General features: G+C 51.9%; 22 protein-coding genes, 2 tRNA genes and 1 riboswitch. Of the genes, 11 read left to right on the top strand and 13 right to left on the bottom strand.

The window, feature by feature from the left end; all coding sequences use genetic code 11:
* Positions 1-23 precede the first annotated feature (23 nt).
* Entirely contained in the window at positions 24-875 is an 852-nt protein-coding gene (locus R6H26_RS24720) for a universal stress protein (RefSeq protein ID WP_404786341.1), read from the top strand.
* Between the two features lie 71 nt (positions 876-946).
* Positions 947-3,712, top strand: coding sequence for a cation-transporting P-type ATPase (locus R6H26_RS24715; protein WP_404786339.1), 2,766 nt, complete (start codon positions 947-949; stop codon positions 3,710-3,712).
* Between the two features lie 149 nt (positions 3,713-3,861).
* On the opposite strand, the gene R6H26_RS24710 is transcribed toward R6H26_RS24715, so the two are convergent.
* Positions 3,862-4,614, bottom strand: a complete 753-nt coding sequence (locus R6H26_RS24710; RefSeq protein ID WP_404786337.1) for a hypothetical protein — start codon at positions 4,612-4,614, stop codon at positions 3,862-3,864.
* A 323-nt stretch (positions 4,615-4,937) separates the two neighbouring features.
* Positions 4,938-5,032, bottom strand: a riboswitch (cyclic di-GMP riboswitch).
* Between the two features lie 482 nt (positions 5,033-5,514).
* On the opposite strand from R6H26_RS24710, the gene trpS reads away from it, so the two are divergent.
* Together trpS and R6H26_RS24700 are read left to right on the top strand one after the other, a co-directional pair.
* Entirely contained in the window at positions 5,515-6,525 is a 1,011-nt protein-coding gene (gene trpS / locus R6H26_RS24705; RefSeq protein ID WP_404786336.1) for a tryptophan--tRNA ligase, read from the top strand.
* A 167-nt stretch (positions 6,526-6,692) separates the two neighbouring features.
* Entirely contained in the window at positions 6,693-7,598 is a 906-nt protein-coding gene (locus tag R6H26_RS24700; protein ID WP_404791443.1) for a methylenetetrahydrofolate reductase, read from the top strand.
* A gap of 42 nt (positions 7,599-7,640) precedes the next feature.
* On the opposite strand, the gene R6H26_RS24695 is transcribed toward R6H26_RS24700, so the two are convergent.
* The 3 genes from R6H26_RS24695 to R6H26_RS24685 all read right to left on the bottom strand — a co-directional run bounded on the left by R6H26_RS24695 (position 7,641) and on the right by R6H26_RS24685 (position 11,325).
* A complete protein-coding gene (locus R6H26_RS24695) occupies positions 7,641-7,916 on the bottom strand; it encodes an RNA recognition motif domain-containing protein (protein ID WP_404786334.1) in 276 nt (91 codons plus the stop codon).
* A 266-nt stretch (positions 7,917-8,182) separates the two neighbouring features.
* The gene (gene glgA / locus R6H26_RS24690) at positions 8,183-9,607 is read right to left on the bottom strand and encodes a glycogen synthase GlgA (protein WP_404786333.1); all 1,425 of its coding nucleotides are present in this window, start codon (positions 9,605-9,607) and stop codon (positions 8,183-8,185) included.
* Between the two features lie 245 nt (positions 9,608-9,852).
* Positions 9,853-11,325: an SLBB domain-containing protein gene (locus tag R6H26_RS24685; RefSeq protein ID WP_404786332.1), complete on the bottom strand. Its 1,473-nt coding sequence runs from the start codon at positions 11,323-11,325 to the stop codon at positions 9,853-9,855.
* A 487-nt stretch (positions 11,326-11,812) separates the two neighbouring features.
* On the opposite strand from R6H26_RS24685, the gene asnS reads away from it, so the two are divergent.
* From asnS to R6H26_RS24670, 3 genes are read left to right on the top strand one after another with little or no spacing between them, the layout of a single operon-like run.
* On the top strand, positions 11,813-13,204 hold the full coding sequence (asnS, locus tag R6H26_RS24680) for an asparagine--tRNA ligase (RefSeq protein ID WP_404786331.1): 1,392 nt from the start codon (positions 11,813-11,815) through the stop codon (positions 13,202-13,204).
* 30 nt (positions 13,205-13,234) lie between these two features.
* Positions 13,235-13,705: an EVE domain-containing protein gene (locus R6H26_RS24675; RefSeq protein WP_404786330.1), complete on the top strand. Its 471-nt coding sequence runs from the start codon at positions 13,235-13,237 to the stop codon at positions 13,703-13,705.
* Positions 13,706-13,738: 33 nt separating this feature from the next.
* Positions 13,739-14,329 carry a hypothetical protein gene (locus R6H26_RS24670; protein WP_404786328.1) on the top strand — a complete coding sequence of 197 codons (591 nt, stop codon included), beginning with the start codon at positions 13,739-13,741 and terminating at the stop codon, positions 14,327-14,329.
* Positions 14,330-14,360: 31 nt separating this feature from the next.
* On the opposite strand, the gene R6H26_RS24665 is transcribed toward R6H26_RS24670, so the two are convergent.
* Entirely contained in the window at positions 14,361-15,518 is a 1,158-nt protein-coding gene (locus R6H26_RS24665; RefSeq protein ID WP_404786326.1) for an extracellular solute-binding protein, read from the bottom strand.
* Positions 15,519-15,703: 185 nt separating this feature from the next.
* Positions 15,704-16,786: a photosystem II q(b) protein gene (gene psbA / locus R6H26_RS24660; RefSeq protein WP_404786324.1), complete on the bottom strand. Its 1,083-nt coding sequence runs from the start codon at positions 16,784-16,786 to the stop codon at positions 15,704-15,706.
* Between the two features lie 346 nt (positions 16,787-17,132).
* Between psbA and R6H26_RS24655 the strand changes: the two genes are divergently transcribed.
* A complete protein-coding gene (locus R6H26_RS24655) occupies positions 17,133-18,386 on the top strand; it encodes a DUF3370 domain-containing protein (protein ID WP_404791441.1) in 1,254 nt (417 codons plus the stop codon).
* Between the two features lie 53 nt (positions 18,387-18,439).
* Here the strand turns inward: R6H26_RS24655 and R6H26_RS24650 are convergent, their stop codons facing one another.
* From R6H26_RS24650 to R6H26_RS24640, 3 genes are all read right to left on the bottom strand, one after another.
* Positions 18,440-18,700: a hypothetical protein gene (locus R6H26_RS24650; protein WP_404786322.1), complete on the bottom strand. Its 261-nt coding sequence runs from the start codon at positions 18,698-18,700 to the stop codon at positions 18,440-18,442.
* A gap of 24 nt (positions 18,701-18,724) precedes the next feature.
* Positions 18,725-19,141: a secondary thiamine-phosphate synthase enzyme YjbQ gene (locus R6H26_RS24645; protein WP_404786320.1), complete on the bottom strand. Its 417-nt coding sequence runs from the start codon at positions 19,139-19,141 to the stop codon at positions 18,725-18,727.
* A gap of 100 nt (positions 19,142-19,241) precedes the next feature.
* Positions 19,242-20,156 carry an alpha/beta fold hydrolase gene (locus R6H26_RS24640; RefSeq protein ID WP_404786319.1) on the bottom strand — a complete coding sequence of 305 codons (915 nt, stop codon included), beginning with the start codon at positions 20,154-20,156 and terminating at the stop codon, positions 19,242-19,244.
* Positions 20,157-20,309: 153 nt separating this feature from the next.
* Here R6H26_RS24640 and R6H26_RS24635 point away from each other — a divergent pair, with 153 nt between their 5' ends.
* Positions 20,310-21,062 carry a fatty acid desaturase gene (locus R6H26_RS24635; RefSeq protein ID WP_404791439.1) on the top strand — a complete coding sequence of 251 codons (753 nt, stop codon included), beginning with the start codon at positions 20,310-20,312 and terminating at the stop codon, positions 21,060-21,062.
* 171 nt (positions 21,063-21,233) lie between these two features.
* A tRNA-Phe gene (locus R6H26_RS24630) sits at positions 21,234-21,306 on the top strand.
* Positions 21,307-21,319: 13 nt separating this feature from the next.
* Here R6H26_RS24630 and R6H26_RS24625 read toward each other — a convergent pair.
* Entirely contained in the window at positions 21,320-23,137 is a 1,818-nt protein-coding gene (locus R6H26_RS24625) for an ABC transporter ATP-binding protein (protein WP_404786317.1), read from the bottom strand.
* A 295-nt stretch (positions 23,138-23,432) separates the two neighbouring features.
* On the opposite strand from R6H26_RS24625, the gene R6H26_RS24620 reads away from it, so the two are divergent.
* Positions 23,433-24,020, top strand: a complete 588-nt coding sequence (locus tag R6H26_RS24620; RefSeq protein ID WP_404786316.1) for a hypothetical protein — start codon at positions 23,433-23,435, stop codon at positions 24,018-24,020.
* A gap of 626 nt (positions 24,021-24,646) precedes the next feature.
* Here the strand turns inward: R6H26_RS24620 and R6H26_RS24615 are convergent.
* The 3 genes from R6H26_RS24615 to R6H26_RS24605 form a co-directional block, all read right to left on the bottom strand.
* Entirely contained in the window at positions 24,647-25,237 is a 591-nt protein-coding gene (locus R6H26_RS24615; protein ID WP_404786315.1) for a DNA-3-methyladenine glycosylase I, read from the bottom strand.
* A gap of 105 nt (positions 25,238-25,342) precedes the next feature.
* Complete coding sequence (locus R6H26_RS24610; RefSeq protein ID WP_404786313.1) at positions 25,343-25,804, bottom strand: nucleoside deaminase; 462 nt, start codon at positions 25,802-25,804, stop codon at positions 25,343-25,345.
* Positions 25,805-26,116: 312 nt separating this feature from the next.
* Positions 26,117-26,193, bottom strand: a tRNA-His gene (locus tag R6H26_RS24605).

The raw sequence follows: 26,193 nt of genomic DNA, 5'->3' as shown, positions 1-26,193 counted from the left end.
ACAATTTTCTTAGGTAGAAATCTATGTTTGAAAGGATTTTAATTTGTACGGATTTTAGTGATGGTTTGCATCGTCTCGCATATTTTGCGGCCAGTTTGTCAGATGGAGGGATAAAGCAAATTGTTTTTCTCCATGTCGTTCCTCTCTCAGAAACAGGCATTATTCCCAAGATTGATAGCGAGAAAATAGAACAATCTCAATCCCGACTCACAGCCGCAGTTGAAAATAGTCCCACTACGGTAGACGTCAAAATTGAGGTGCAATCAGGGCAACCCGTTCAGACGATTCTTAAGGTTGCTAAAAGCTATCAATCCGAATTGATCGTGCTGGGTTCCCAGATTCACAACTCACCGATCGACATACTGAGGGGAAGCACGATGTCTGAATTATCTCGCCGAACGACTATCCCGCTCTTGATCCTCCGTCCTCAGTTAATTGCTGCCTTTACGACTGAGGAGTTGACGCTCCGTTGTCAGCATCTGTTGCGCTATATACTGATTCCCTACGATGGCTGCGAAGCTTCTAACTTTTTAGTAAAACAGGTCAAGCAGTTGGCTCAAAAACAGGCTGGTCGTTTTCTGGAGCGCTGCATGCTCTGTTGGGTTACGGATAGCATACCTACCCAGACAGAGCGCAACATTCTTTCCAACGCAAAAGTCGATCTAGAGGCAGCAAATTTACAAGTAACCATAGACTTTCGTCGAGGAACTCCGCTCTCCGAGATTTTAGAGCTGGCTCAAATGGATGAAATTAGCGCGATCGCGATTTCTAGCGGAACAATTGGGAAATTTCAGGAGTGGATTGTTTCCAGCTTTGCGGCAGAGTTACTTCGCCTGAGCTGGTGTCCAGTGCTCTTCTTCCCTTCTCCCCGTTAAATTTACAAAAAACGGAATCCTACATTAGCAAAAGGACTGAATTAAGAGAATTTTACAGAGCCGCTGAGGTCATGATGTCAGCTAAATTACAATCGCCATCTCATCATGAATTGCCTGAACAAGAGATTCTCCAATCCTTCAACAGCGATCTAGAAAAGGGCTTGACGGCGGAAGAGGTGGCTCGACGCTACGAACGATATGGTTGGAATGAACTGCAATTTAAGCCAGGGAAGCCTGCTTGGCTTAGATTTCTGTTGCAGTTCAATCAGCCGCTACTCTACATTCTGCTGCTAGCAGGTGGTGTGAAAGCATTTTTGGGTTCGTGGGTTAATGCGGCAGTGATTTGGGGGGTGACGCTGATCAATGCCGTCATTGGCTACGTTCAAGAAGCCAAGGCTGAAGGGGCGATCGCCTCGTTGGCAAAAGCAGTGATCACCGAAGCGACGGTGCTCCGGGATGGGCAAATCCTGCGAATTCCGTCGCCAGATTTGGTACCCGGAGATGTGGTGTTACTGGCTTCGGGGGACAAGGTTCCGGCGGATTTAAGGCTTTTGAGCGTTCGGAATTTACAGGTGGATGAGTCTGCGCTGACGGGAGAGTCCGTTCCAGTGCATAAATCAACCCAGCCACTACCGAACAATACTCCCTTGGCAGAGCGCAATAATATGGCCTACGCAGGCAGTTTTGCCACCTTCGGTCAGGGCAAAGGCATCGTCGTTGCCACAGCAAATGCCACCGAAGTGGGTCAGATCTCGCAATCCATGGAACAGCGTGTCAGTCTGAGTACCCCCCTCACTCGTAAGTTTGCCAAGTTCAGTCAGACCCTGCTTTACGGGATTTTGACCCTGGCGACCCTCACGTTTGCGATCGGGCTGGGGCAAGGCGAATCCTGGGTTTATATGTTTGAGGCCGCCATTGCTTTAGCGGTCAGTGCCATTCCCGAAGGCCTTCCGGCTGTCGTTACGATTACGTTGGCGATTGGGGTCAACCGAATGGCCGCCCGCCATGCCATTATTCGCAAGCTGCCAGCGGTGGAAACCTTGGGGAGCGCTACGGTGATTTGTTCGGATAAGACAGGTACGCTGACAGAAAACCAAATGACGGTGCAGCGCATCTATGCAGGCGGACAGGTGTATGAGGTGAGCGGTAGCGGCTACAGTCCCAAAGGAGAGATCGTTCCTACCGCCCACAGCATCACGGGAGGCTCAGATGGAGATGAACTCACTCCCACTTTAGAAGACTGTTTAAGAGCGGGTTTGCTTTGCAATGATTCTCGCTTAGACCAAACAGACAACGAATGGTCGGTGGTGGGCGACCCCACTGAGGGCGCGTTGATTGCAGCGGCTCAAAAAGCTGGACTCAGCCAGTCTGGATTGGCTGCTTCGATGCCGCGATTGGATTCAATTCCCTTTGAATCCCAATATCAGTATATGGCGACCTTGCAGGACGCTTCGCCACGCCTGATCTATGTCAAAGGTTCCGTGGAAGCGATCTTGAGCCGCTGTTCGCAGATGTGGGATGCTCAGGGTCAGGCGATCTCCCTCGATCGCGACCTGATTGAGAAATCGATAGAAACCATGGCGGCTCAGGGCTTGCGAGTGCTTGCCTTTGCCAGAAAAGAAGTGAACCCCCATCAGCATGCCATCGACCACGACGATCTGGAAACCGGATTGGTGTTTCTGGGATTGCAAGGCATGATCGATCCACCCCGTCCAGAGGCGATCGCAGCAGTACGAGTCTGTCACTCAGCAGGAATTCAGGTCAAGATGATTACTGGCGATCACATTACGACGGCTAGGGCAATCGCCCAGCGCATGGGCATTCAAAAATCGGCTCAGGTAATGGCATTTGAAGGACAGCACCTGGCACAAATGGACGATTCTCAATTGGCTCAGGCCGTTGAGGAGGGCGATGTATTTGCTAGGGTTGCTCCCGTCCAAAAATTGCAGCTTGTGGAAGCATTACAGTCCAAGGGTGAAGTGGTAGCCATGACGGGCGATGGCGTGAACGATGCCCCCGCGCTCAAGCAAGCCGATATTGGCATCGCCATGGGTAAAGCAGGAACGGACGTGGCACGGGAAGCGGCGGCGATGCTACTGACCGATGATAATTTTGCCTCCATTTCTGCCGCCGTCGAAGAAGGGCGAACCGTCTATCAAAACCTGCGCAAAGCGATCGCCTTTCTGTTACCTGTGAATGGGGGCGAGTCAATGACCATTTTGATCAGCGCGCTATTGGCGAGAGACCTTCCCATTCTTTCACTACAGGTACTGTGGCTGAACATGATCAACTCCGTGACCATGACCGTTCCCCTTGCCTTTGAGCCTAAGTCTAGAGGCGTGATGCAACAGCCACCCCTCAACCCTAAGGAACCTTTATTATCGAGAAATCTCCTTCGCCGCATCTCGATCGTCTCTATCTTCAACTGGCTGCTAATCTTCGGTATCTTTGAGTGGGCAAAATCGACAACGGGTTATGTAGCAGTGGCTCGGACTATGGCCATTCAAGCGCTCGTTGCCGCCCGAATCGTTTACTTGTTGAGTATCAGTCAGTTAGGCATCAGCTTGGTCGCTAGATTCCGTCGCCAGTCGACCGCGATGACCAACGCGCCAGCCATCATCATTGGCATCGTCAGCGCGATCGTGCTACAAATTCTCTTCAGTCAGGTAAGCGTCATGAATACCCTATTCGCCACTGCACCCCTCACTTTGAACCAGTGGCTGATCTGCCTGATTCCAGCATTGCCAATGATTCCAACGGCGATACTCGCTAATGCCATCGACCCGCCCCAAGCAAGGGTAGGTCGCAGTCGCTATCCGCAAGCCGATGAAGCATAAGCATGCAGTCGAATCGTTTAAGCGATCGCGAGGGGTAGCATTGGGAGCGGGTCACAGGGGAAGAGACAAAGGCTGAAAGTTCTAACTCTCTTTCTGTGAATTTGATTGCTGAGTTAAATTTTAGACTTCATCGGCAGGAGCCTTCTCCCTCAGCGTCCGATGCAGTCTTGGAGCTGAATGGTATTCGCTTTGCTGTCAAACCCTTGGAAGCGACCGACTAAAGTCGCACGTCGATCGGGCTGCAACGCTGCAACTGCTGCATCTTGGTTTTTGGCCATCGCACACAGAACGGTCGTGCGATTCGCTTTTTCCGTCGAGACTTTACCCGTGACAAGTGGGTCGCCATCGAACGCCACCGTATAGGAGCTAGCATTCTCCGCGATGCTGAGAACCTTTCCACTCACCTCAAAGATCTTGCCGATAAAATTTACCCGCAGTCGAGCGGGATTATTCGCCGACTCCTTCACTTGTTTGGCCAGCATCTTTGCCTCAACCGCAATGGTCGCCGAATCAGCTTTCACGGGTGGTGTCGCGGCCAGATCGACCTTGGGCAACAATTGATTGAGCGCGCCGCACAGGTGTTTTTTCACCGTCTCTCGACTTGCACCCACCCCGCTGGGGAGGGTAAAAACCATTTCTACATTGAGCAGCGTGCCATCTACAGAGGCAAACACGTCAATTGGCAAAGCGCGCTGAAATAGAGTCGCGGGGTTTTCGGCCTTCAGTACGCCCGTGCTGATATCGGAACTGAGCGTCTTGATGCCATCGCGCGCCAAAATAGGACGCAACTGAGAAAATGCTTTTTCAACCGTGCCCCCTTCAACCTGGACTCGCGCTGAAAAAGCACTTCCGTCGAGGAAGTCGCCCTTTTTCTGAAAGCTTTCTTCACAAGTGGTGGCCATTGCGGGGCCGGCCAAGCACAGGCAAGCTAGAGTTAAAATAAGCGATCGCATATTAGCTGTATTACGAGAATAGAAACAGTCGTCAAAGCTAGCATGAACTAGAAAGGAACCGATCGGCAAGCGGTAAAAAATTCAACGGATCGACCTAAAAAAGGTTCTGTTTTGACTCGACCTTGCTGATGCCCAAACAGACTCGTCGTTTGTCAAAACTCGAACGACCGTCAACCTCAATTCGGGAAATTTTTAGAGGCGATCGCCTTTTATTTAGAGCAGCAAGCGGACCTCGTCGCGCGGCGCTCATTGTCAAGAAGAGGAAAAGTCCCTTCGGCACTAGCAGCATCCATACCCCTCAATGCTGTTTGGATTAGGCCTGCTAATTTGCGCCCTTTCCTTTCGGAGAAGTTTGCCATTTCGGGGACTACGTGGGCCATGCGGGGGGTATGACAGCCCAATCAACGTATTCAATATAGCGACTCAACGGTCTATTTTCATACCGTAAATCTACTGGACTTTCTTTAGATGCCCTACTCCAACATTTCCGCGATCTTGCGGAGCGATCTCTGTGCTCTCCCACCAGAGCGACAAGCGTTAGCGCCTTTTTTTATAACTCAGAATCTTTGCTTCTTAAGGTTTTGCAGCTTTGTTAGGGTTTCATGACTAAAATCGATCCCAAGCCCTTGGGCCTTTAGAGATTGCAGGCTGACTGCAGGCAAAGATTTTTTCGCTAAGGCTCATAATGACAAATCCCAGTAGGCTTGAGTCCTTAAATTCACGTAAACTAATAATCTGAACCTGTCCGCCATCGTTTGAGCGCATGAGCCTCCACGAGTCCGAGAATCTAAATTTTCGGAACACCCACGCCTGCTGCTGCTGATTTCTCGTCTAATCGAATCTTGAAGTATGGGACAAAAACGCGTTCTTTCAGGGGTACAGCCGACGGGCAGCCTCCATTTAGGCAATTATCTAGGTGCTCTGAAGACTTGGGTCAGCGAACAGTATGAGTATGAAAACTATTTCTTTATTGCCGATCTGCACGCCATTACCGTCCCCCACGACCCTAAAACCCTAGCCGAAAATACCTATACCCTAGCGGCGCTCTACCTCGCCTGCGGATTAGACCCCGATAGCACCACAATTTTTGTTCAATCTCACGTTTCAGCCCATGCAGAACTGGCATGGCTGCTTAACTGCATCACGCCTCTCAACTGGCTGGAGCGCATGATTCAATTCAAGGAGAAAGCGATCAAGCAGGGCGAAGAGGTGAGCATTGGACTCCTCGATTATCCGGTTTTGCAAGCTGCCGATATATTGCTCTATCAAGCCGATCTCGTCCCCGTCGGGGAAGACCAAAAGCAGCACCTAGAGCTCACTCGGGATATTGCAGCCCGGTTTAACTTCCAGTTCGGCCATCCTAAAGCCCCCATCCTTAAAGTTCCCGAACCCCTCATTCGCCCCGAGGGCGCGAGGGTGATGAGCTTGACGGACGGCACTAAGAAAATGTCCAAGTCCGATCCCTCGGAGCAGAGCCGTATTAACCTCCTGGATTCTCCCGACGCGATTCGCAATAAAGTAAAGCGGTGCAAAACGGACCCAGTGCGCGGGCTGGCGTTCGACGACCCGGAACGGCCCGAGTGCCAGAATTTACTGACGTTGTATTGGTTGCTGTCTGGAAAATCCAAGGCAGACGTGACCGCAGAATGTGCGGATATGGGATGGGGACAGTTTAAACCCTTACTCGCCGAAACCATCATTGAGGCACTCCAACCCATTCAATCCAACTATCGCGACCTGATGGGCGATCGCAGCCAGCTCGAGGCCGTTTTGCAGCAGGGACGCGGTCGAGCTGAAGTCTTAGCTCGGCAGACGCTCCAAGCGGCCAAAGATGCCCTAGGCTACACCAGAACTCTCTAGCGGCACGATTTCCTTTATTCCAAGGGCTGCAATGAAGCGACGTTTGCAAGTTATTTTGATACACTCATCTCACTCATTGACGTCTCGTTCGGCTCATTGCTTCGTCTGCGAGGCTACTCATCCTCATCCTCGCGCCAATGACAGTTGACTCTTCTTCTCTAACTCAGATGCCGACATCGATCTTGAAAACTGCGATTCAATCCCGAGATTTTTTGATCACGGCTGAGGTTGCGCCCCCTAAAGGCGGAAACCCCCAACACATGCTAGAGCAGGCCCTACACCTTAAAAGCCGAGTTCATGCAATCAACTTGACGGATGGCAGCCGCGCCGTCATGCGGATGTCTTCCCTTGCCGCTGCTATTCTCCTGCAACAGCATGGCCTCGAACCCATTTGCCAGATGGCCTGCCGCGATCGCAACCGCATTGCGCTCCAAGCCGATTTAATGGGAGCCTCAGCGCTCGGGATCGGCAACATACTGGCTTTGACAGGCGACCCGATCGCGGCTGGAGACTATCCAAAAGCGAGGGCCGTGTTCGATCTAGAGTCCGTCCGCCTGTTGCAAACCATTCAAAAGCTCAATGCAGGTCTGGACGCGAACGATAAACCCTTGCCCGACGGCGCGGTCCAGTTATTTGCTGGCGCGGCCATCGATCCGCAGCTGGCAAGCTGGTCCAGTTTGCAGCGACGCTTTGAGCGCAAGATTGAAGCTGGCGCTCAATTTTTTCAAAGTCAGTTGATTGTCGATTTCGACTGCCTTGAGAAATTTATGACCCAAATTGCTGCACCCTACGGAAAGCCCGTCTTGGCAGGAATCTTTTTATTGAAATCTGCAAAGAATGCCCATTTCATCAACCGTAACGTACCGGGCGTCACTATCCCCGATTGGGTGATCGCGCGCCTAGAAAAAGCCGCCGATCCGCTCCAAGAAGGGATAGCGATCGCCGCCGAACAAGTGCGCGCGGCTGCCGATCTCTGTCAGGGCGTCCATATGATGGCAGTCCGACGAGAAGACTTGATTCCGCCTATATTGGACTTGGCAGGGATCGAGCCTATCGCGCCAAAACTGCTTTGAACCAGCGGCTAAAGCGTAAGAAATTGCAAACTAAGAAAATATCTAATAACTGCGACGAGCGCCGCCGCCGCTACTTTCCTTAGGCTTTGCCTTATTGACCTTCAGTTGGCGTCCCATCCATTCCGCCCCGTCTAGGTCAGCGATCGCGCTATTTTCATGATCGTCGCTCGACATCTCTACAAACGCAAAGCCGCGCATGCGGCCAGTTTCGCGATCTATCGGCAGGACAACTCGCTTAACTTCCCCGTATTCGGTAAAAACCTCGCGAATATCTTCTTCTGTGGCTTGATAAGATAAATTGCCAATATAAATGGTCATGGTCAGAAAACAAAGTAGATAGATGAGCGTTAAATCAAACGTCAGCCTCAGGGCAAGTTAAGCCGCAGCAAACTAAGTTTATTAAACCTCTAAACCACCCAGAATGGAAGGCTTGAATTTGCTGTTTTAGCGTCCTGTCGTGAGGGGTGAGGATAACAGTTATGCCCTGCTAAAGCAGGATGCAAAATGACCCAGATATTCTCAACCAAAAACATTGCCGAACGTTCGCAATTTTATGATAGCGGCTTTTTTGTCTGTCTACCCAGTCATGGTTTAGAGGGCTCTGCTAAGACATTGTGAGCGGGCAAGGTATCGGCGGGAAGCCCTAAAATCTCGTTATACATCTGGTTATAGGCCAGGGCTGACTTAATCCAGCTAAAATCTTGCTGCATCCCTCGCTGCTGGAGCGCGCGCCACGGATCGCGGTACTGGAATCCTTCCCAGGCTCTGACCAGACAGGTAAATAAGTCCAGGGGTTCGTAGCGATCGAAGCAGTAGCCCGTTCCCGTCCCTTCGCTGGGAATGTGATGCACGACCGTATCCACGAGCCCGCCCGTCCGGCGCACCACGGGAACGCACCCATAGCGCAGCGCGATCATCTGGCTGATGCCGCAGGGCTCGAAGCGGCTGGGCATCAGAAACGCGTCCGATCCGCCATACACCCGGCGAGACAAAGATTCGCTATACAAAAGCTGGGTGGAAACCCGCCCTGGAAAACGAGAGGCCAACTGCCACAGTTGGGTTTCGTAGTAGCGATCGCCCGTTCCCAAAATGACGAACTGCGAATCCGTATAGGACAAAAACCGATCCATCATTTGCAGGATCAGATCTAAGCCTTTCTGCTCGACCAATCGCGACACCATCCCAATCAAAAAGGCTTTGGAATTAACCTCAAGTCCCAATTCCTCTTGAAGTGCAATCTTATTGGCCTTGCGGTTATCCAGGGTCTCGGCGGTATAGGTTTTCGTTAAATACTTGTCCGTCGCTGGGTCGTAGACCTCCGTATCGATGCCGTTCAGGATGCCTGAAGAGCGATCGCTAATAAATGACAGCAGACCCTCCAAGGTTTCGCCATACTCCGGCGTTTTGATCTGCTCCGCGTAGGTCGGCGAGACCGTATTGACCCGATCGGCATACTGCACTGCCGCTGCCATTAGGTTGTGGCCTTGCATGTACCAAGGGCACCAGGTAATTTGATCCAGTCGCCACCGCCAAGGTCCCTGGTACGCCAAATTGTGGATTGTAAAAACGGTGCTGATATCGGGAGACTGATGCATCCAAACTGGCAGCATTCCCGTGTGCCAGTCATGGCAGTGAAGGATCTGAGGTTTCCAGTAATTCCAACAAAACTCCGCTGCCCCATTTGAAAAAAACGTGAACCGCCAGTCTTCGTCGTCTCCGAAATAAATTCGCCGGGGAGCAAAGGCAGGGTGTCCCATCAGATAGAGCGGCACGTCGGTTCCAGGCAAAACGGTTTCGTACACGGCAAAGTGATGAAACATGGCATAGCCCCACCAGACGGGATCCTTCGGGACTTCCATTTTGTCTTGGAGAAAACCGTAATAAGGCAAAAATATGCGGACATCGTGCCCCATACGGCGCAGAAACTTAGGAAGCGCCCCCACTACATCTCCCATCCCTCCGACTTTAGCAATGGGAGAGGCTTCTGCCGCGACAAACAGAATTCGCATATGACCTAATTACCTTTTTCTGTATTCAATGGGCCTAAAGTTGCTGCTGCTACTTCTATCGGTAGACTGCAAAGCCCTGTCGTTAGTCTAATGGTCGCGTGTAAAGAATCCAACTAGGCATCCTTAAAATTCTCAGATAAAGCACGTCCGAACCCAGAACGGGCCGCACCTCCACGCCAAAAAAAGGGCTAGAACTCGTCCAGCCCACCTTCAGCGTTGCATTAAAAGCCCCGAATTGGCGGAATCTAAAACCCGCCAAACAAAGTGCGGAAGATCCCGAAGGAGCCGAGCGGCGAGGTAATGGCCCCAAACGCATCACCGAAGCTTGCTAGCCCGGACCGACCCACGATCACAACGTCATTGTTGCGCAAAGCTGGATTGGTTTCTTCGTTAACGGGGGCATTAAACGAGATCTTGATCTTGCGCTCGGTCACCGTGCCGTCGGGGTTGAGCCGCACGAGCTTGACGCTATTCTTATTGGCCCGCCGATTGTCGAAGCCACCAGCGGATAGAACCGCCGTATTGAGCGGCGTATTGGGCTTAATCTTAACCGTGCCGGGGCGGGGCACTTCTCCCACGACGTTGACATCGATCGTTGCAGGCGATAGCGTCGCGTCTGACAGGAACTGCTGTTCTTCTGCGGTTAAGGGGACTGTCGCTTTGGAAACCACAACCGTATCCCCTTGCTGCAGCGGGATATCTTGGCGGATATCCCCCTTTACCAAAAGATTCCACAGATCTACCGATAAAAGTTGCTCGTTGCCCATCCGGGATAGGCGGCGCACTTGGATCTTGCGCACGTCGGCTTCAGGCCGAATACCACCTGCCAACTGAATGGCCTGAGATACGGTGGGTAAGTTTCTCGTATTGGAACCGCTGGTCACGGTCCCCTGGGTTCCGGCAGCTCCAATGGCAGTGTTGCTGGCTTGAACAGTGTAAGGACCCGGTCGGAATACCTGCCCGACGACGGCAATGTTGAGAGGCTGGGTGTTATCGGCTGCAAAGCTAGAGTTGACTGCTGCCGCAAAATCTTCAATGGAGGGTTTTTCCGAAGCCTGGACGACGACGATGTCTCCATCTCTGAGGCGAATGTCTTGGCTGATGTCGCCCTCTTGAATCAGCCGCATGAGGTTGATGCTAATGGTGTCGTATTGGTTGGGACGATCGAAGTTCGATCTCCGCACTTGAATGGTGCGGAGGTTGGCTGAAGGGGTAACACCGCCCGAAAGTTTGAGAAGCTGAGAGACGGTCGGAATTTGTTCCGTGCCCACAAAGGGGTAAGTGCCGGGTTTCACCACTTCGCCTGAGACGGCTAAGGTCAGCTGGCGAGGCTTGACTAAAACCAGGGTGAGGTAAGGCCGCTTAAAGTATTTTTTGTACTGTGCCGAGATATCTGCTTCGGCATCGCGGATTGTTTTGCCTCCCACAAAAACGCGTCCGACAAAGGGAAGGGTGAGGCTTCCGTCTACTAAGACGCTGTAGGGTGTTGCAAAGAGTTCGTTCTGGCCGTACATATCGAGTTTGATCTGATCGCCAGGTCCGAGTACGTAATCGGCTCGATTGACGGTAGATAGGGTTTCGGCAGAAGAACTTTTGGCCTGAGAAGGGACGGCAGGAGATGAGGTCTGCTGGCTAGATGATGGTTCTGCGGTAAGGGCCGTTGTAGAAACAAAGGTCGTTAAGGCAATCAAGGCTAGCGATTGAGCAGGACGAGTCATTATTTTTACCCAAACCAGGATTTAACTAGAGTTGACCAGTAGCAGGCGTAGAGTCTAGAGACGCACATCCATGCAAAGATGTTTCGATCGCCACCAATCTGGCATACCGATCTCAAATTTGGCAATGCTAACCTATTGCAACCTACAAAGTCAAAGTTAAAAAGACTTTTTTTGCAGCGCGTTTGTATGAAAAAATCAGTTGCAAATCGATCGACACCCAGTCGAGAACCGAGCTATGGCAATGTCTCTCTGCCTGAACTTCGGATGGAAAGGTTCGCTGAGAAGGTAAGCTAATAAATTTTTCTTTTGCGTGTTAAATAGGCAGTTAATTTTAAATTCAAAAATGGGTATCCTACTAGCTGCCTATTTGCGATTTGCGTTTCTCGACCCAAATCGATCGCGCGATGGATCGGTAGGGTTGGCGTGCTGATGGGTCCCAGCGCATTAGACTAGAGATAGCTTTACCCTATCCAGCCTTATATTATTCATGACGAGCCGACGAATCATTGACCTTTTGCGCCACGGAGAGCCTGGAGAAGTAACGACGCTGTGCGGCTGGGTCCGAACCAAGCGGGAACTCAAGGATTTTGCTTTTCTTGAGGTGAACGATGGGTCTTCGCTGCAAGGATTGCAGGTAGTATTGGAGTCGATTTTGCCGGGGTATGAGGAATTGCTGCGATCGCTCTCCACGGGCGCGTCCGTTACGGTAGAGGGGGTGCTGGTGGCCTCCCAAGGCAAAAATCAGCGGGTAGAACTCAAAGCTCAGTCCGTGAAAGTTTGGGGTTCTGCGGATCCTGAAACTTACCCGCTCCAAAAAAAACGCCACTCGTTTGAATTTTTGCGGACCATTGCCCACTTGCGATCGCGGACCAACACCCTAGGCGCCGTCTTCCGCGTTCGCAATGCTTGCTCGGCAGCCATTCACGATTTCTTCCAATCCAGGGGATTTTTGTGGGCGCACACGCCCATCATTACCACGGGAGATTGCGAGGGAGCTGGAGAACAGTTTGCAGTCACCAGTTTTAATCTAGGCCAGGTTCCCAAAGCCGCCGACCAAAGCGTGGATTTTAGCCGAGACTTTTTTGGAAAACCCACCTACTTGACCGTGAGCGGCCAGCTCGAAGCAGAAATCATGGCCATGGCCTTCAGCAATGTCTATACCTTCGGTCCCACCTTTCGGGCTGAAAACTCCAACACCTCCCGCCACCTTGCCGAGTTTTGGATGGTGGAGCCAGAGATGGCTTTTTGCGATCTCGAAGGCGATATGGATCTCGCCGAGGCGTTTTTGAAGCATATTTTTAAGGCGGTGCTAGCGCAATGCCCTGAAGATATGGCATTTTTTAACGAGCGCATCAATCCGACGGCGATCGCCACTGCCGAAACCATCATCCACTCGGAATTCGCGCGGATTACCTACACGGAGGCGATCGCCCAACTGGAAAAGGCACCCCGTACCTTCGAGTACCCCGTCGAGTGGGGGCTAGACCTTCAGTCAGAGCACGAGCGCTACCTCGCTGAAGAACTCTTTAAGCGCCCCGTCATCGTCACCGACTATCCCGTCGGAATCAAGGCGTTTTACATGCGCCTCAACGAAGACGAGCGCACCGTGGCCGCAATGGATATTTTGGCTCCCAACATCGGCGAAATTATTGGCGGGTCCCAACGGGAAGAACGCTTGGACGTATTGGAGCGGCGCATGACCGCCATGAACCTCAGCCACGAAGACTATAGTTGGTATCTCGACTTACGACGCTACGGCACTGTGCCCCACGCTGGATTTGGGTTAGGATTCGAACGGCTGGTGCAGTTTGTGACTGGAATGGCCAACATCCGCGATGTTATTCCGTTTCCGCGCGCGCCCTTAAGTGCCGATTTTTAGGATGTGCCTGCTCCGATGAAATACTGGCTCATGAAAACCGAACCCAATGTATTTTCTTGGGACGATCTCCAGGCAATGCCCCACCAAACTACGCCCTGGGAGGGAGTGCGGAACTACCAAGCCCGGAACTTCATGCGCGACGATATGAAACTGGGCGATCGCGTATTTTTTTACCACAGCAATGTCAAACCTCAGGCCATCATGGGTATTGCCAGAATTGCCCGCGAAGCCTACCCGGATAGCTTTGCCTTCGACCCTGCTAGTCCCTACTACGATTCTAAAAGTAGCCCAGATGCTCCCCGTTGGCTGATGGTGGACGTGCAGTTCGAGTCTGCCTTTGACCCGCCGATCGCGTTGGACGAACTAAAGCTGCGATCGCTAGAATTAAAAGATATGATGCTTTTGCAAAAGGGATGTCGGCTTTCGGTGCAGCCCGTTACGCCCGAGCAGTGGCAAGTTATCTGCAACCTTCGCCCTCAACCGTCCGTCAAATCTATCTAGCTCGCTCGATCTTAAAGGAAGAGAGGGGGGTCTATGTTTCAATTTCTGTCCCCTCGCATTGCCAAGTACAGGCTTCTCCGCCTTAGCATTCTAAGCGTAGGCGTTGGTCTTGGACTGGGTATTGCTCCTGCACGCGGGCTGCCGTCGGATTTTGGGCTAAAGGCCCCCGCGCGAGTGGAAGCGCTATTGCAAACTCCTTTGCAAAGGCCCCAGGTGGATGACGACAAACCTTCCGCCCAAAAACTGACCGTTCCGGGCCTGTGGTGGGCCGATCGACAGTTTGGCGACAAGATGGTGCTAGATTGGTCTGCCTATCGCCGTCCCAATGACCTCAGCAGCCAAGTGCGGGCAATTATCCGTCCCGATCTGTGGAGTCGCTATAGTTACTTGGAGCGCTATGCTTTTTTGCGGCGGTTTGGGTCGACGACGAGTGCCGCAGGCTATCACCTTCTGGTTTTAGATCGACAAAACTATCTTTTGGGCTCCTACACTTGCGACTTTCCAGCGCAAACCAAGCCCGCACCCATACATCCTTCGAAGCAGCAGTTAGCCAGACTGGCAAAATCCGTCAAAGCACCCTGCAATGTTTGGATCAGTCCAGTCTATGGCTCGGAATTTTTCTAGCGTCACGGTTGCGATTGCCTGTTCGCTCGGTCTAAGTCCGCATTTGCTGCCACAGGGATTGATACTGTTTGACGGTGGTTTCGGCGATCGGTTCTAGCAGCTCGCTGTTTTGGAACCAACCTTGGCGTTCTAGAAACGGTGCAGTTGGGGAAGTTGGGATGCTGTCCGAGCGGACGGGGGAAACGGCATCGGTAAATTGAGCAATGGCTTTGGCAATCTCAGGCTGCCACCAGAATTCGGCCCACTGTTGAAACAACTTTTCTTCGGCGGAGGCTGTTTTGGGCAAGACCCAGATATCGCTCCACAGGGACGTGCCCGACTGCGGAATCGCAAACCCGAGTTCGGCGTCGTCGTTGAGGGCCGGTAAAACATCGGTCGACCATCCTACAGCAGCCCAGGTGTCTTCCAGCATCAGGGGCTGGAGGTAATGGCTGGAGCTATAGAATTTTGCCTGCCGATCCAGTGCTTTTAGCTCTAAGGCAAGGTTTGGGATGGCTTCTAGATTTTGGGTGTTGTAGGAGGAATTAAGCTTTTTGAGGGTCAACCCAATGGTTTCTCGAGGGTTATCGAGGAGGCTGATTTTGGTTTTGAGTTCCGGTCGCCATAGATCGGCCCAATCCGTTGGCGTCCAGCCTAGGGCGCGGAATTTATCTTTGCGATAGGCAATCACGGTTGCTCCCCATCGGTAGGGTGCCCCCCAGATCTGGCCGGTTGCCGCAAGCTGTCCTTGGCGATCGCGCTTGACCATCCGCTGCCATTGCGGGTCTAGGGTATTCCAGCCCGGTATCCGGTCGGCAGCCCACGGACGGATGAGATCTTGGGCGATCGCTGCTTGCAGCCAGTAGTCGCCCAAGCTGCTGAGGGGGTAGGGCTTGGCGGGAGATCCTAAAATACTGTTGGCAATCCCGCCGACGATGGACTGGAAAAAACTGGGCTGTCTGGCAGACTTTGCTGCGTTGGGATCTGCACTTTGCTGGAGGTTAGCGAAGAGTTCTCCAGGGCTGGATGCTAACAAGAGTTTTAGATCTGCGGACTCTTTAACGTTAGCGCCAAACTTGGAAATGAGTTGAGAGGGTAAACTCCGCGCTAAAAGACTCACCTGTAGCGATACGGAATTTCGGCGACACCCCATTAACCCCTGGCTGAGCGCAATAGTCCCCAGGCTGAGCAGAAAAGAACGGCGATCCATCAATTAATTACAAAACCGATCTGAACGGATAGAGACGAACCTTTCTAGCGGACCGAAAGATTCTGTCATAGTGCTTATCCTATCGCGGTAAGGGATTGCCGCCCATGTTTCCAAAAGCGAAGCCCCTCATTGAGGGGCTTCGCTTCATTCTTTTATGTTAGGTATTCAACCCAGTTGGGAAAGAATTAACCGTTGATAGCAGGAGCAGACATCGCCACAGGAGCAGACTCACCAGCAGCCAAATCGAGAGGGAAGTTGTGAGCATTGCGCTCGTGCATCACTTCAAATCCCAAATTGGCGCGGTTCAACACATCGGCCCAAGTATTGATCACATTGCCCTGGCTGTCCACGATGGAGTGGTTGAAATTGAACCCGTTCAAATTGAACGCCATCGTGCTGATACCCAAGCTCGTGAACCAGATGCCCACAACAGGCCATGCCGCAAGCAAGAAGTGCAAGCTTCGGCTGTTGTTGAACGAAGCATATTGGAAGATCAAGCGACCGAAGTAGCCGTGGGCTGCAACGATATTGTAGGTCTCTTCCTCTTGGCCGAACTTGTAACCGTAGTTGGCAGATTCCACTTCAGTCGTCTCGCGAACCAGGGTAGAGGTAACGAGAGAACCGTGCATCGCAGAGAACAAGCTACCGCCGAAGACACCCGCCACACCCAACATGTGGAAAGGGTGCATCAGGATGTTGTGCTCGGCTTGGAACACGAACATGAAGTTGAAGGTCCCCGAGATTCCGAGGGGCATGCCATCGGAGAAAGACCCTTGACCGATCGGGTAGATCAAGAACACAGCAGTCGCAGCAGACAAAGGAGCGGCGTAAGCAACGCAGATCCAAGGCCGCATGCCCAGACGGTAAGACAGTTCCCACTGACGACCCAGGTAGCAAGCACACCCTAAGAGGAAGTGGAAGACGACCAACTGGTAAGGACCGCCGTTGTAGAGCCACTCATCCAAGGAAGCAGCTCCCCAGATGGGGTAGAAGTGAAGACCAATCGCATTAGAAGAAGGCACAACAGCACCGGAGATGATGTTGTTGCCGTACATCAAGGAACCCGCTACGGGTTCGCGGATGCCGTCGATGTCCACAGGAGGGGCAGCGATGAAGGCAATGATGAAGCAGATGGTAGCAGCGGCAAGGGTAGGAATCATCAAGACGCCGAACCAACCGATGTAGAGTCGGTTGTCGGTGCTGGTGATCCAGCTACAGAACTTTTCCCATGCGCTGGCGCTTTCGCGTCTTTGCAGTACGGTTGTCATGGTTTTATGAGTGCGTTAAAGAATTGAGAAATAATAGGTAGGGTTGAGTTGTGTGACTCTTGCCTGATTCAATACTACTGCCTTTATTGCGGATTGTTAAGTTCTACAGGTTTCCTTAAGATTTGATGCTGAAGTTGTTTGACCGAGCTTTGGGTTACTGTTCGGGCGTTGCGATCGCCTTTTGTACCCTTCCTATGTCCGCAGGCTGCGCGCAATCCGTCGTAACGGCCCCTTCCTCAGACCGCTTTGAACCCGCTGAAGTCAGGCCAAAAACGCATGGCTCTAATCATGGACAGACTAAGTTAGTCCTTCCTCAGACCGCTTTGAACCCGCTGAAGTCAGGCCCCTGCCCGGTCGCTTGGACGACGTGCCTATGTTTAATAGCAACAGTCCCGAATGGGTTAAAGTCCCAGGGATATTGCTGTCTACCTTTCCGCCCCAAGGGAAAACCGTCCCGACCGCTCATCTCAACTACGCCTTCAACGGGCCTTTTACCCTCTTCACCCATCACTTTTCTCTCAACCCCAAAGACCTCCGCACCCTTTACTTGGGGATTCTGGTTCGCAATCCGGGCCGCAGTCCCGTCACCCTCTCTATTCCGGCAGTGGCCAGCTATTTGCTGAATCCAGATGCGCCCTTTGCCAACAAGCCCCAAATGCTAGAAAACCCGACGGGTGCCATTCATTCGGGTCCCGGTATCCGAGCGGTCGATACGGTCTTGCGGGGGCAGCGGCAACCTGATTTTCCGGCTGCGGTTTCGATTCCGGCTGGCGGCGATCGCCTTCTCCTCAACCATCCCATTCCCGTCAAAGGGCTAGACCGGAACCTCAATGGCCGCTCTACCTTTATCCGGCTCAGCAGCAGCGGCCCCGTCTACGTGGCAGACCTGGCCATGTACGCACCCAAAACGCAGGAGGGGAAGGAGCGATCGCCCACGCTCGCCGAATGGCAAACCCTTCTCAAAACCAGCGGCCTTGCAGGACCCCGCGATAAAACGCCCACCCCACCCGGTCGCCCCGGAAATCTGATCTACGGGCGAGTGGCCGGGGTACAGAAAGGCTCCGCCTGGAAAGCAACCCTGGCCGATCCAGGGCAAGCCGTCCTGAAGTTGCCATCGCCGGGTCAGACGATTGCTTATCCCATCAGTACCCTGAGAAGCGGACGCTTTGGAACGGGTCAAAGCCAAGCAGCTCCTCTCCTCGTCCGCTATCCCGACACCGCCTACGAAGCCCACGGCAACTATTGCGTTCATTACGACCTCGCCCTGCCCTTGCGGAACGGAACCGATACGCCCCAAACTGTCGCCCTAACCCTGACGACCCCCGTCAAAGCCGATCGGCTGGCCCCTCAAGGGCTGCGCTTTCTCGCCTCCCCAACTTTTCCCTTTTTTCGAGGCACGGTGAGGCTGCGATACTCGAGTGCTGAAGGTCGCTCCATCACGCGCTACTTTCATCTCTGGCATCGGACTGGAGAGCAAGTGAAGCCGCTTTTGACTCTAAACCTCAATCCCAAGAGCACTCAAACCGTAAAGTTAGACTTTTTGTACCCGCCGGATTCGACCCCGCCCCAGGTGCTTAAAATCTCCACCCTGTCGCGTTAATGCAAACCGAAAAGGTTGAATTTTCAGCCCTTCGATTGACCGAGGACCGTCTATTAGGCATTTTCCTGAAGTTGTTTGACAAGCCAGTCTTCCACCGCTTGCCCATCCTTGCGTTTTAGCTCGGTTTTAATTAAAAACGGAAGCTCCGAGCCAGCAGGTGCCGCTTCCTTATTAAAGGTAATGGTGTAATTCTGAGGGTTTTCACCCCGTTCCATCAGCCACTGCTCGACTTTGGACGCGGCAAAGAACGACTGGCCGTCCTTAAAGAGGCGGGTAATTTGAAGTTCTAAAGAATAGGGACTAAAGCGAGCCATCTCAAAATCCTCCCATCAATGTATTCATTCGCCGGAAACGTGAATCACGACTTCGCGCAAGGAGCCGTGGTGCCGATGCTCCCACAAGTAAATTCCCTGCCAGGTGCCCAGTACCAAACGCCCCCCGTTTACAGGAATTTGCTCCGAGGTATGGGTGAGCGCCGTGCGGATGTGAGCGGGCATGTCGTCCGGGCCTTCCGTACTGTGGCGGTAGTGCGCGCCTTCTGGAATCAGTTTTGCCAAAAAGGTCTCCAGATCGGCCAATACATCGGGGTCGGCATTTTCTTGAATGATGAGGCTGGCGGACGTATGGCGCAAAAATAGGGAACACAATCCCATATCAATGCCCGAACTCAAAACCGCACCTTGAACCTGGCGGGTAATATTGCTCAGAGATTTGCCGCCGGTCTTGACCTGAAGAAGCTGCTGACGATGAGCCATTGCTGTTGGTGAGTAAGGAAATAAAGAAATGGGTGCTTCGTTTTGAGGGTATCAGATTCGTCCGCCGCACCGCCAATCTACACGGCAAGCAACTCAAAAGCTATGGGTCCGTACCCTCTAGTTGTGCGAGCCAGGTGGCGATCGCCAAATTCACAATCTCTGCACATTCATCGTGGGGACAGTGACCCGCATCGTCTAACTCGATTAGCTTGAGTTGCGCGTTCATGGCGGCAAACTTTTGGGCGAAGATGGGCGGCACCATCCGATCTTGACGCCCCCACAACAGCAGCATGGGAATCTTTAATGTTGGCAGTACAGCATCGACCCGCGGCCCAAACCGGGGATTGACCATCGCTTGCAAAATGAGACTAAACGCGCGGGCAGCACCGCGATCGCCCGCTGGCGTCGTCAAAATCTCCACCAGTTCGTCGGTAATAGCCGCTCGGCTGGCGTAGGCCAGACCTGCCCAGGGCCGCACTATTTTCGGGCGACGGACGCCATGAAATAACGCTTTGAGGATCCACTCCGCCGTAAATGCCCGCTCGATCCGAGACAGCACCGGGCGGCACCACTGGGGAATTAAGTCTTCCCTGAGAGAGGGGTCGGGCAGGCTCAACATGACAAGGCCTCGAGCCATCTCAGGGTGCGCGTGGGCCGCGCTCAACGCCACCAACGAACCAATCGAATTGCCGACCAAAATAGCCGGACGTCCGATAAAGGTCTGCCAAAAGCTGTGGAGTTGCTGCACCCAAAGGTCCACGCTATAGGGGACGGCTGCCTTTTCTGAAGCCCCAAACCCCAGTAAATCGAGGGCGTATACGGTATGGCGGGCCGCAAAAAAGGGCAGATTCTGGCGCCAGTGGCCCAAGGACGCCCCAAATCCATGAATGAAGATAATAGGCGGCTGGTTGCAGCTTCGATCTGGTCTGAGATAGGTATAGCGGGTTTGCCACCCCTGCCAGATCCAGTCTCGCTGTTGGCCTAATGCGGATAGTCGCAGCTCGACGTTATTCAAGTCGTTTCCCTAATTCTTCTCTCTAATGATTCCGATCTCCGCCAAAGACCCTTTCTAAAGGCTGAAAATAAAGAATTTGCAGGTGTTTTTAGTTTTTTTCGTTTATTGTTAAGTAATGTAAACTAGCTTAACAATAAAGGTATTCGAATTGTGATGCAAGGCTTCTCAGTGCAGAATGGGGTTGAAACGAGAGGCGTTGAAGTTTGGTTGAGTCCGGCTATTGCAAGTCTCATGATCGGCCTTTGGGCCGGGAGTCTGTGCGTTATCTTTTCGTTGAATCTAGCGTCCGTCCCCCCGATCGGGAAGATCTTCATTTTATTGTGGCAGACGCTGCTCTATACCGGGCTATTTATAACGGCTCACGATGCCATGCACGGTGCAGCGTTTCCGCTCGATCGCGGAATCAACGACGCGCTTGGGACGGTCGCGCTCTGGTTTTACGGACTGTTTTCCTATCGAGAATTGCTGCATCGCCATCGGTTGCACCACCAGTTTCCAGCCAGCGATCGGGATCCTGACTACTACGCGGGAGATCGGCAGGGCTTTTGGGCTTGGTACTGGACGTTTATGTCGCGCTATTGGAGCTGGAAGCGTTTCTTTGCGCTTGTCGTTACGTTTCATCTCGCCCACTCTTTTTTGGGTATTGCCGAGTCCAACCTCGCATGGGGATGGGTTTACCCTTCAGTGCTGAGTTCGCTGCATTTGTTTTATTTTGGGACTTACCTCCCTCACCGCCAGCCCGAACTCGGGTACTCAGACGCCCATTGTTCTACTACAATCCCGCGACCCTTTTTGCTGTCGCTGCTCGCTTGCTATCATTTTGGCTACCATCACGAACATCATTCGCAGACGCAGGTGCCTTGGTGGCAACTGCGGCAAGTTCACCAACAGGCAAAGGCATTCTAGGCTGCTTGACGGGCATCGAGAATCTGCACGAGTTGCCTTCTGGCCGTATCGGTTCCCTTGGCGTGGGGCCGATATGGACTCCCGATTTTGGTGCTCGCAATCCAACGCGATCGCAAATGCTTGCTAAAGATGCGGTTAGTCCGTTACCATAGTGAAGCTAAAATTCAACCCGCCGGGATAGCTCAGTTGGTAGAGCAGAGGACTGAAAATCCTCGTGTCCCCAGTTCAAATCTGGGTCTCGGCATTTTTTCTGGCCATCAAGACAGCAACACGCTGGAATCCTGCAGCTCGTTCAGTCTGGCGTAAAATCCCCCTCGCTCCAACAATTCCGCGTGGGAACCCATCTCGATAATTCGCCCTCGATCGAGCACGACGATTTTGTCCGCATCTCTGACGGTGCTGAGACGGTGCGCGATAATCAGTGTCGTGCGCGTCCCTAAAATGGATGCCATTGCGGCTTGAATGGATCGTTCGGATTCGTAGTCCAGACTGGAGGTTGCTTCATCAAACACCAGAATATCGGGGTTAACGATGAGGGCGCGGGCAATTCCCAGGCGCTGCCGCTGACCGCCCGAGAGCCGCACGCCGCGCTCGCCGACGACTGTGGCGTAGCCGTTGGGTAGCTCCCGAATAAACTCGTCCACCCGCGCTATTTTGCAAGCGGCTTCGACCTCGGCAAAACTCGCGTTGGGATTGCCGTAGACGAGGTTGTCCAGAAGGGTGCCGTTGAAAACATCCACTTCTTGATGCACGATCGCTAGTCGGGAGCGGTATTGCTTGACATCCAGCGATCGCACGTCCGTTCCGTCGATCGCGATCTGTCCGCTCGTCGGTTCGAAGTATCGAAAGAGCAGTTTGACCAGGGTTGATTTTCCAGACCCGGAGCGACCTACAAGGGCTACGGTTTGATACGGCTCGATGAGAAGGTTGATGTCTTGGAGGACGAGGCGATCGGGTTCGTAGCCAAAGCTCAGGTTTTGAAAGTCGATTTTTCCATCGAATTTGAGGGCATTGGTTTGGCTGCGGAGGGTGTCGAGGTCTACGGCATCGCTGCCAGTGGGGTGTTGCATGAACTCGTGGAAGCGCAGCATTGACGTGTAGCGTCGGGCAAAGAATTCGGACAGGACGCTCAATGGCTCTAGCTCGGCGTAGGCCATGCTGGAGACTGTAAATAGGGTTACGAAATGTCCGAGGGATAATTCTCCCCGCAGGGTCGCGATCAGCGTCAGCGTTAGAACCCCAAAGACGCAGCTTTGTACCATCGTTCGCTGCCAAGTCCCGAGTTTCACGTACCCGCGATGGATGCGGTAGAGGACCATCGTCAATTCTCGATCGAGTCGCTGACGCTGGCGTTTGAGTTCGTCGGCTTCTGTGGCAAAGGCTTTGACGGTTTTAATGTTGGTGATAATTTCTGAGGTGCGGCTTTCGGTGCTTTCCATGTAGCGATCGAGCAGGGCTTCGCGCTGGATGATGTAGCGCAGTCCCCGCAGGCTGAAGCCCAAAATGATGAGGAAGGAGATCAGAAAGGCGATCGCAATGCGCCATTCCAGCAGCCAAATGACGACAAAGATCCCCGCAACCCGCATGAGTTTGGGGATAAACTGCCCCGCCAGTTCTGGATAGGACCAGGTATGGTTGGTCAACCCCCGTGCGACGCGTCCGGCAATGCGGCCAGGATTGTTTTCGTCGTAAAAGGCGAGGGGCAGGGTTAAGATTTTGCCCAGGACTTGTTCTGTGGAATCGCGGCGTGCTCGCAGGGGAATGGCCCAGTGGAACCAACTGCCAATCCACGGCTGGATGGGTGCTCGCACGACAGACACGACAAAAATGATGCCTAGAATAACCCACAGGGAAAAGGAGGGGGTGATGGGCTGACGCAAGAGAGCGGCGATCGCCCCAATCAGAACTTGCAGCGGCGCATCGAGCGGCTGTTTGGAGAGCACGTTGAGAATCTGCCCGATGCCGTAGGGCACCAGCAGATCCAGAATTTCAAACAAGCTGGATGCGGCAATGCTCAGCGCCGAGATAACCCAGTAGCGCCGGAAGTATTGAACGATATCGCGATAGGATGCCATAACTTTAACGATACACAAAATAAATTAAGACGAGGCTATGCCTACTCGGAGGCATAGAACTCGCATTCCGCTGGATCGAGATGCGCCAAAATAATTCAATCCGGAATCTATGGTTAGCGGTGCCTATAATGTTCTCAGACCAGATTTCTCCGCTTTTAACTCGATAATGTCGTTATTTCGAAGTTCCCCGGTTTTGGTCGGATAATATCCCTATTTCGGAGTTGGGCGGCAATCTTTCTGTACTGTAAACAACAGTAGTTCTCATAATATGTAGAATCGAGCAATACTATTAATCATGGATGAACCGTTAGATATTGAATTAGTTCGAACTGAAGCACTAAGAAAGCTGGGTAGAAACATAATTAATCTTTCAAAGATTGAAGGTACTTTAAAGTATCTACTTTCATTGACTCAGATTGATAAATTGTCAACATCAACTCTTAACCAGTTGGAGGCCAATCAAGAGAGATTTCGTAAGCAGACATTGGGGAAACTAGTTCAGAAATTACATAACACCGTACTAGTTGATGATAATCAATCTAAGCCTCAACTAGACTCTTCTGAGTCAGGGATGTCTTTGTCATTTAAGGTTACCTATAGTGACTCAGCTGTCTTAAATATTCAGAAACAGGCTCTCTCAGAGATTGTAGTAGAACGGAATAAGTTGATTCATCAAGATTTAGCGCTACTCGATACTACCTCTATACAAGATTATTACAAGTTAATTCATCTTTTAGATGAACAAAACCCTCGATTATTAGCCCATCTTGAAAACCTAGGGTGGATGCTGACCTCATCTATAGATGGACTAAAAGACATTCAAGAATTCACTAAATCATCAGACTTTTACCAGTTTATTCACTCTAGCCAATCCGATATCTAAAAAGCGTACGTACACGGAGCGGCGTCATATACTATCGGTTATGATGCAAACATTATTGCCATGCGGTGACGCATCAGCCGTTACCCTGATAGACATATTAAGTCTTTTGAAAATATTCCTGACTCTTATAGATGCTTAGGCTTTGAGTTTCCAGTAATGACTAAAAATATTAAAACTAAATTCATTAAATTTTTACCAGAATTTGGAATATTATTTTTGTCTCCTTCGTTTTTTCTGAATTGGTTTTCGTGTAGAGCGCCAGTTGGTATAAATGTAAGCAATCTTGACTTAGATCTAAGCTATATTGACTTATTTAAGTCAGAACTTCACTTCTATTCGCTATGCCTTGCATTTTATTTGTTGTCTCTTGTATTTGCGATCTATTTTTTAAGAAGGTTCGATCTTGGAATACATTTTTTATTGTTTTCATTGTTTTTATTCTGAAACTTGATTCTGGTATTCTGGATCATGATTACGTTTGGTATTCATAGGACGGTTGATATTTCTTGTTACCCTAATTCTGGATTTTGGTTGCATGCCTTGGGCCTTGCTGTTATTGCAATTGGAAGTCACTTCAGGCTCAGAAAGCATGCTTAATAGTAAAGATTGCGCTAGCCGAAGCATTCTCAATAGGCATCAATAATTTCCTGCCTGCGGTAGCAGTCCAACGCGTGGTCGTTGACCATTCCGGTCGCCTGCATGTGGGCATAGCAAACCGTGGAGCCGAGAAACTTAAATCCGCGCTGCCGAAGATCCTTACTCAAGACATCGGATTCTTTGGATGTCGCAGGGTAATCCGCCAATTCGCGATAGGCATTGACGATGGGCTGCCCCTCAACAAATCGCCAAATGTAGGCATCGAAACTCCCAAAGGATTCCTGAATCTCCAGAAATTTTCGAGCATTGTTGATAGTGGCCAGCACCTTGAGACGATTCCGAATAATCCCTGGATTGGCCAGCAGAGATGGAACTTTCTCGTCGTCATACTGGGCAATCTTGACCGGATCGAATTGGTCGAAAGCGAGGCGATAGTTCTCGCGTTTGCGCAGAATGGTATACCAACTCAACCCCGCTTGAGCGGATTCCAACACCAGAAATTCAAACCACAATCGATCTTCCCGAACCGGGACGCCCCATTCGCGATCGTGATAGTCAATATAGTCGGGTTTTGTAAGGTCTACCCAAGGACAACGACAAGCGGATCGGTCGCTTAACATAAAAAATACCTAGAACGAGAGAAGTTAGGGTTGAAGATACCTTAACCGCATCCAACGATCGAATCGAGTAACCCAAGTACTTGCCCATCGACCGGCTCGATCGGCTCAGCGACGCTGGGCAAACCAACTCTGAAGCTGTTGCCGACAGTCCGCTTCTAGAATACCGCCCAAAACCTTCAATCGATGGAAAGATGCGGCACTGTCCGGTAAATTTAAGACCGTCCGGACTGCCCCCGTTTTAGGATCGTCGGCACCGTAGACCAGTTCTCCCAAACGGGCCTGTACGATGGCTCCCGCACACATGGGGCAGGGTTCTAGAGTGACATATAAAGTGCAGTCTTGAAGCTGCCATCTTTGTAAATGCCGCGCAGCTTGTTGCAATACTAAAATTTCGGCATGGGCTGTGGGGTCGTGTTGGCGTTCGCGTTGGTTGCCAGCGGTAGCAATGCAGCTCCCCTCCGGCCCTACAATCAACGCACCTACGGGAACCTCGCCTGCTACACCCGCTTCGGCGGCAAGGGCGATCGCCTGGGTCATCCACTTGCAATGTTGCTCGTACCCCATCATAAAACCAAGAAACTACAGACCCAGATGCGTTGCAATGCAACAGCATGGCAATCATAGACCTTTGAGCTGGAGGGCGTAAATTTAGAGCGAAAGACCTAATAATCCGCTTGGGAGGTACTGCCCCTCCTATTACTGCATTATCAGTACAGCGCCTCACTTTTTGGCATCAAGCGGATACGGAAAGTGGCGGAATCGTTCGCGTAGCGTCTTCGTAAGAGTTACTCCTAAGCGCTGCTACCCTAACCTGATTTTTGAGACCAGTGGCCGATCGCATCGCTGCACGAGGCTACGCCAACAGCGGCACTTTCCATTTGGGGTGACTGACGGGACTCGAACCCGCTAATACTGGATTCACAAACCAGCACCTCGATCGCTTTGGTTTCAGTCAC

The sequence above is a fragment of the Altericista sp. CCNU0014 genome (assembly GCF_044923475.1).
GTDB lineage: Bacteria > Cyanobacteriota > Cyanobacteriia > Thermosynechococcales > Thermosynechococcaceae > JAAURS01.
This window is presented reverse-complemented; position numbering and strand designations above follow the sequence as displayed.